The sequence below is a fragment of the Colwellia sp. BRX8-7 genome (assembly GCF_014077275.1).
Lineage (GTDB): Bacteria > Pseudomonadota > Gammaproteobacteria > Enterobacterales > Alteromonadaceae > Colwellia_A.
Window position 1 is genome coordinate 1 of record NZ_JACGVP010000035.1, and the last position, 6,789, is coordinate 6,789.

Genomic DNA, 6,789 nt, shown 5'->3' on the forward strand with positions numbered 1-6,789 from the left:
GCAGACAAAAAAGGTAAATGCGGCGAAGGTAAATGTGGTGAAACTAAAACCGACAAAAAAGGTAAATGCGGCGAAGGTAAATGTGGTGAAGGTAAAGCAGACAAAAAAGGTAAATGTGGCGAAACCAAAACTGACGCTAAGAAATGTGGCGGTTAATTCTTAATCATTTATTAAACGTGAACACATATCTTTAAAAAAGCTATTTAACCCTTTGTTAAATAGCTTTTTTGTTTATTTATAGCTTATATGCGGTCAGTTTTTATAGCTATTGCCGTTTGTTGTGTCGCGAGTCATGATAAAAATGATTCACTACCTTGAGTGAATCATTGTTTTATCACACTTTACCTAGCTATTTTAATGTCCCTGTAAAATCAAATTCCTGGTTACATCACACTATTTTATTTAAAACAGTGTCTTTCTTAATTAATGTCTTTTTTTCCAAGACTAATGTCTCGAAAAAACAGATAATACCGACCATTAATTACATCTTGCCAATTGGCAGTCGCTAAAACTAAGCAAATCACTGAGCTTTTAGTGCAAAACTTCGGAAATTATTCAATGGAAATCAAAGTTAATTATCTCGACAACCTTAGAATTGAAGCTAAATTTGATGATTTTTCTGTCATCGCTGATCAACCTATTCGCTATAAAGGTGATGGCTCTGCTCCAGGGCCTTTTGATTATTTTTTAGCTTCATCAGCGCTTTGTGCCGCCTATTTTGTTAAAGTTTATTGTAATTCGCGTGATATACCGACTGAAAATATTCGTTTGTCACAAAACAATATTGTAGATCCTGAAGATCGTTATAACCAAATTTTTCAAATTCAGGTTGAGTTGCCTGAAAGCATTTCTGAGAAAGACCGTAAAGGCATTGTCCGTTCCATTGATCGCTGTACCGTTAAAAAAGTCGTTCAAAGTGGACCAGAGTTTAAAGTAGAAATAGTCGATAGTCTTGAAAACGACGCCCAAGCAATGCTTATGGGGCAATCAGCAAGTGACTCCAGCACCTACATTTTAGGTAAAGACTTACCACTTGAACAAACTATTGCCGATATGACAGGTCTGTTGGCTGATTTAGGTATGAAGATTGAAATATCTTCTTGGCGAAATATTGTGCCTAATGTTTGGTCATTGCACATCCGTGATGCGGCATCACCGATGTGCTTTACTAACGGTAAAGGCGCAACGAAAGAAAGTGCGCTTTGCTCTGCACTTGGTGAATTTATTGAGCGTCTTAACTGTAATTTCTTTTATAACGATCAGTTCTTTGGTGTTGATATTGCCAACAGTGATTTTGTTCATTATCCCAATGAAAAATGGTTTAAACCAGGCGTCAATGATGAGTTGCCCAGCGACATACTTGATGAATATTGTTTAGCGATATATAACCCTGACGATGAATTACGGGGTTCGAACCTAATAGATACCAACTCTGGCTTAGCGGAGCGAGGTATTTGCTCTATTCCTTATGTACGCCATTCTGATGGTGAAACCGTCTATTTTCCTTCAAATTTAATTGAAAATTTATTCTTAAGTAATGGTATGAGTGCAGGTAATAATTTACCCGAAGCACAAGTACAATGCTTGTCAGAAATTTTTGAACGTGCGGTAAAAAAACAAATTATTGCACAAGAAATTATTTTACCCGATGTGCCCAAAGACGTAATCGCAAAATACCCAAGTATTTTAGCAGGCATTGAAGGGTTAGAGGCGCAGGGCTTTCCTATTGTCGTTAAAGATGCATCGTTAGGTGGTCAATTCCCGGTCATGTGTGTCACGCTTATGAACCCTAAAACGGGTGGTGTCTTTGCCTCCTTTGGTGCTCATCCAAGTTTTGAAGTTGCCCTAGAAAGGAGTTTGACGGAGTTGTTACAAGGAAGAAGCTTTGAAGGCTTAAACGATGTACCCAAGCCAACGTTTAATAGCATGGCGGTTACTGAACCTGAAAACTTTGTTGATCACTTTATTGACTCAACAGGTGTTGTTTCCTGGCGTTTCTTTAGCAGTAAAGCTGATTATGAATTTTGCGAATGGGATTTTTCTGGCACCAACGAAGAAGAAAATGCTGTGTTAATGGCGATTTTGAAAGACTTGGGCAAAGAAGTCTATATCGCAGAGTTTAATCAATTGGGGGCTACTGCTTGTCGAATGCTAGTGCCAGACTATTCAGAAGTGTATCCGGTTGAAGACCTTATTTGGGACAACACCAATAAATCTCTTGAATACCGCGAAGATATTTTAAATCTTCACATTTTAAGTGAAGAACAATTAGTCGCTTTAGTTGAGCGTTTAGAAGATAGCCAACAAGATAACTACATTGATATAAAAACATTAATTGGTATTGAGTTTGATGAAAATACCGTTTGGGGTCAGCTCACTATTCTTGAATTAAAAATTCTTATTTATCTTGCCTTAGGCGCTTTAGAAGAGGCTATTGAATTAGTTGGAGAGTTTTTACAATACAATGACAATACGGTTGAACGTGGCTTATTTTATCAAGCGGTTCATGCGGTATTAGAAGTTACCCTAGACGAAGAGATGGAACTTGAAGACTATATCGGTAACTTTAATCGAATGTTTGGTGAAGAGACTATGGAACACGTGGTTGGTTCAGTCTTTGGTGAAGTTAGGTTTTATGGTTTAACACCAACAAGTATCAAACTTGAAGGTTTAGATAAGCACCTGAGGTTGATTGAAAGCTACAAAAAATTACACCAAGCACGTAAAATAGCGGCTGAAAAATAGTAAAAACATATCATGTAAAAAGCCAATATCTACTATAGGTATTGGCTTTTTATAAACGTTGCGCATTTAAATTTTAAATCTTAAGTTTAATGAGCATTAATCAGTTTTATACACCTCGGTTCTGTTTCTGCCAAGTTCTTTTGCTTTATATAGGGCATTATCAGCCTGAGCGTAGAAGTCAGTAAATGATATTTTATCGTTACAAATACTGGCACCAATACTTACCATTAATGGTTTGTTATCAACCTTAATGTTAGCAATTAACTGATGTAATCTTTCACAAAATAATAAAACATTCACTTTGTCTGTGTCAGGTAGCATGATCAAAAATTCTTCACCACCAAAGCGAGCAACGAGGTCTGTTTGTCGACAAAAGGCTTTCAACTTTTGACCAAGCTCTTTTAATACTCGGTCTCCTGATAAATGGCCAAAGCTATCATTTATTTTCTTAAAGTGATCAATGTCGAGCATTAATAAACCAACCGATTGATGAGATCTTGCTGCCTGCTCAAGGACTAAAATGCTTCGCGATTTCATTTCTCTTCTATTTAATAACTCGGTTAATTCGTCAGTAGAAGCAAGTAATTTCAACGCTTCTGCTTGCTCTTCTAATGTTTCGCGGGTTTTTAATAATTCATTATAAAGTTGGTCTCTTTTAGAGGCATTAAAAAAGCTCCAGTAAATACAGCCATCATCACCTAAATGCGCGTTCACGGTTACTGGAATGCGAGCCCCTTGAGCATTAAATATAATTAACTGCATTTCTTCACACGTTTTCTCATGTAAAAGTGTTGGAATGAGATAACTTTGAAAAAATATTTTTGACGATTTTGTGAAAATCACATCTGTACTTTTACCGATAAGGGCTGCTGGTTGCCATAATAGTTCAGTAGTGAAATATGCATTAACATAGGTAATAACTCTTGACGAATTAGTGACTAAAGCACCGCAAGGAAAACTATCCAGCGAATAATTTTGCATGTTACTTTGTGCTTTACTTTTGCGTGTCGTGGTCATTGTTCGCGTATTCTATTATTAAGTCGACAATTTCGTTCGGATGCGTCATATGTAAACAATGTCCGTCAGCCAGAATCACTTCCAGTTGACTATTTTTTATTTGGCTATGAATAAACTCACCAACAGTCGTCGCAGCCAAGGCATCATTTTTACTTTGAAAAATTAATGAAGGTTGCTTTATATCTTTTAAAATATGGCGATAATCAGATAAAAATGTTGCTTCAGCAAAATTCTTCGCTATAACAGGATCAGTAGAGCAAAAACTTCCCGTTAACTCTCCTATTAAATCCGTTGAATTATCATCTCCTATCACTAATGGCGCTAAATAATCAGCCCAACCAATATAATTTTTATCCATCAGGCTTAATAATTCGAGTAAATCTTCTTTTTCAAAGCCGCCCAAGTATTCAGGAGGAAAGTTTAGAAAACAAGGTGAAGGGCATATCATGATAAGCTTAGAAAAAAAATCAGGCCTTTTATTGGCGGCAATCGCACCGATAATACTACTTACAGAGTGTCCGACAAAGATTGCATTTGATAGCTCTAGCACTTCAGCTATTTCAATAATATCTTCGGCATACCCATCAAGTTGGCTATAACGTTTCTTGTTGTATTGTGAGATATCTGAACCACCAGAGCCGACATAATCAAAGAGTACGATGGTAAACTTGTTCAGTAGCTTTGGCGTTAAAAAGCGCCACATGTTTTGATCGCAACCAAAACCGTGCGCAAGAAAAAGTGTTCTATCACCTTTTCCAACAATTTTAACATTATTTCTAATCAACACCTCTTTTGACAAAAGCATAATATTTCCTACTCAAATGTATCGTTAATTAACGGTTACTAACCTTGTTTATACTACTATCTAATAATCTTGCTTATATTACCACAGAAGGAAACAGTTGCAGCGTTTGCTCAATTATATCAGTTTTCTGACTTTTCGCTAAATAAGCGGCATATATATCTCTTGAATATACCGGCGCTTCTTCAACTAGGTATAATTTATTTTTCTCGATATACTCAAAAGTCATTTGTCTGGGTAAATAAGCACTTCCGCCGGCGTCCAATAGAAAATTTAATGCAATTCTTGGTTGGCTCATATAGTGTCTTGCGGGAGGAGCATCTTGAAATTCTCGAAGGTGTTGCGCATTCACTGATTCACCATAGTCGACCATTATGTGGTTATCTAATGTTAACTTTTCGATAGTATCGTTTGGCTCTGTGGTGACTAAATGTAGTGGAACCGTGGCGACTTTTTCAGTGATTAAATCTTTAACAAACGGCGGCTCGAAAAAAAAGGCAACATCGACCACACGACTCAGTAAACTCTTTCTAAGCTCTAACGGCGAGTAAGTGTTGGTTAATAAACTAACATCATCAAGGTTTCTGTGTATTTTTTTTAACCAGTCTTGTAAGACAATATCCCAAATAGACATCATAGAGCCAACAACTAATTGATAAGTATCACTGTCTGCAACACCAACATCTTGTTTAGTTTTTTGCCACATAAACAATAACTCATTAGCATGTTTTATTAACCGATTACCTTCTGGGGTTAATTTTAAATGCTTTTGGCTTCGGTCAAACAACAGCACACCTAAGTCACCTTCTAATAACTTAATCCTTGCGCTTACTGCAGATTGAGTAATGAATAAGTTCTCAGATGCTATTCTAAAGTGTAATGTACGGCTCACTTCAAGAAATGTTTTTAATAGTTCGATTCTCATACAAACCTCGACAAACAACGCAATCATTTTTTTTGATTAAACTCATCAAAATATAGCGCTATATTATTTAATAAGCTGACTATACACTCCACAGCACTTATTACCTCACTTTTTATCATTAAATAAAAGTGAATATCAAAAGACTGACTTATGAAAATTGCTATCTTATCTAGAAATAAAAAACTTTACTCTACCCGTCGTTTAAAAGAAGCGGGTGAAGCTATGGGCCATGAAGTTGATATTATCGATACTTTGCATTGCTATATGGACATTACGAGTAGCCGTTCATCGGTGCGTTATCACGGTAAAGAACTACCAAAGTATGATGCAATTATTCCTCGTATTGGCGCCTCTGTGACTTTTTATGGCACAGCTGTGGCAAGACAATTTGAAATGATGGGTACCTTCAACATTAATGAGTCCGTCGCTATCAGCCGCTCACGCGATAAATTACGGTCATTACAGTTGCTATCGCGTAAAGGTTTGGGTTTACCGCGAACGGGTTTTGCCAGCAAACCTGATAATGCCAAAGATTTAATTAAAAATGTTGGCGGCGCGCCGGTGGTTATTAAGTTGCTCGAAGGCACGCAGGGCATAGGCGTAGTATTAGCCGATACGGCTAAATCAGCTGAAGCCATTATCGAAGCGTTTATGGGTTTAAACGCGAATATTTTGGTACAAGAGTTTATTAAAGAAGCCGGTGGTGCTGATATTCGCTGTTTAGTGATTGGCGGTAAAGTGGTTGCGGCGATGAAACGTCAAGGCGCTGAAGGTGAGTTTCGTTCTAATTTACATCGTGGCGGCTCTGCTGAAGTGGTTAAATTATCTAAGGCTGAGCGTGATACTGCTGTCAGTGCTGCAAAAGCGATGGGTTTGAACATGTGTGGTGTCGATTTACTGCGTTCACAAAATGGTCCTATGGTAATGGAAGTTAATTCATCTCCTGGCCTTGAAGGTATCGAAAAAGCGACAGGCAAAAATGTTGCTGGGATGGTGTTTGAGTTTTTAGAAAAGAATGCAAAACCTCATGACACCAAAACACGTGGCAAAGGATAATGAAAGTGAGTTCTACAGACATATTACGCATTGGTGAATTTGAAATTTTACCTGGAGAGCAGCGCAAAATAGAGTTGCCGGTTGCTAAGTTATATACCGATGCCGACGTTTCTTTACCCGTTCATATTATTCGCGCTAAAAAACCGGGGCCCACTATTTTTTTGAGTGCGGCGGTACATGGCGACGAATTAAATGGTATTGAAATTATTCGACGCTTGATCCACGAAAAGAAACTTAAAATAAC

6 protein-coding genes are annotated in these 6,789 nt (G+C 37.4%); 3 read left to right on the plus strand and 3 right to left on the minus strand.

The window, feature by feature from the left end; translation table 11 throughout:
- Positions 1 to 558 precede the first annotated feature (558 nt).
- Entirely contained in the window at positions 559 to 2,745 is a 2,187-nt protein-coding gene (locus H4J57_RS18835) for an OsmC domain/YcaO domain-containing protein (RefSeq protein WP_182218095.1), read from the plus strand.
- Positions 2,746 to 2,841: 96 nt separating this feature from the next.
- Here the strand turns inward: H4J57_RS18835 and H4J57_RS18840 are convergent, their stop codons facing one another.
- The 3 genes from H4J57_RS18840 to H4J57_RS18850 all read right to left on the minus strand — a co-directional run bounded on the left by H4J57_RS18840 (position 2,842) and on the right by H4J57_RS18850 (position 5,489).
- A complete protein-coding gene (locus tag H4J57_RS18840; protein ID WP_182218097.1) occupies positions 2,842 to 3,762 on the minus strand; it encodes a diguanylate cyclase in 921 nt (306 codons plus the stop codon).
- Positions 3,740 to 4,567, minus strand: coding sequence for an alpha/beta fold hydrolase (locus H4J57_RS18845; RefSeq protein WP_182218099.1), 828 nt, complete (start codon positions 4,565 to 4,567; stop codon positions 3,740 to 3,742). The genes H4J57_RS18840 and H4J57_RS18845 overlap by 23 nt, the downstream gene beginning before the upstream one ends.
- Positions 4,568 to 4,640: 73 nt before the next feature.
- Entirely contained in the window at positions 4,641 to 5,489 is an 849-nt protein-coding gene (locus H4J57_RS18850; protein WP_182218101.1) for a LysR family transcriptional regulator, read from the minus strand.
- Positions 5,490 to 5,639: 150 nt separating this feature from the next.
- On the opposite strand from H4J57_RS18850, the gene rimK reads away from it, so the two are divergent.
- Positions 5,640 to 6,545: a 30S ribosomal protein S6--L-glutamate ligase gene (gene rimK, locus H4J57_RS18855; protein ID WP_070376387.1), complete on the plus strand. Its 906-nt coding sequence runs from the start codon at positions 5,640 to 5,642 to the stop codon at positions 6,543 to 6,545.
- A 5-nt stretch (positions 6,546 to 6,550) separates the two neighbouring features.
- Positions 6,551 to 6,789 (plus strand): succinylglutamate desuccinylase/aspartoacylase family protein (locus H4J57_RS18860; protein ID WP_310733557.1); only part of this gene is annotated, 239 nt, incomplete at its 3' end.

Coding starts and splice junctions, on each gene's coding strand:
- H4J57_RS18835 (WP_182218095.1), top strand. CDS start 559: ATGGAAATCAAAGTTAATTATCTCGACAACCTTAGAATTGAAGCTAAA.
- rimK (WP_070376387.1), top strand. CDS start 5,640: ATGAAAATTGCTATCTTATCTAGAAATAAAAAACTTTACTCTACCCGT.
- H4J57_RS18850 (WP_182218101.1), bottom strand. CDS start 5,489: ATGAGAATCGAACTATTAAAAACATTTCTTGAAGTGAGCCGTACATTA.
- H4J57_RS18840 (WP_182218097.1), bottom strand. CDS start 3,762: ATGACCACGACACGCAAAAGTAAAGCACAAAGTAACATGCAAAATTAT.
- H4J57_RS18845 (WP_182218099.1), bottom strand. CDS start 4,567: ATGCTTTTGTCAAAAGAGGTGTTGATTAGAAATAATGTTAAAATTGTT.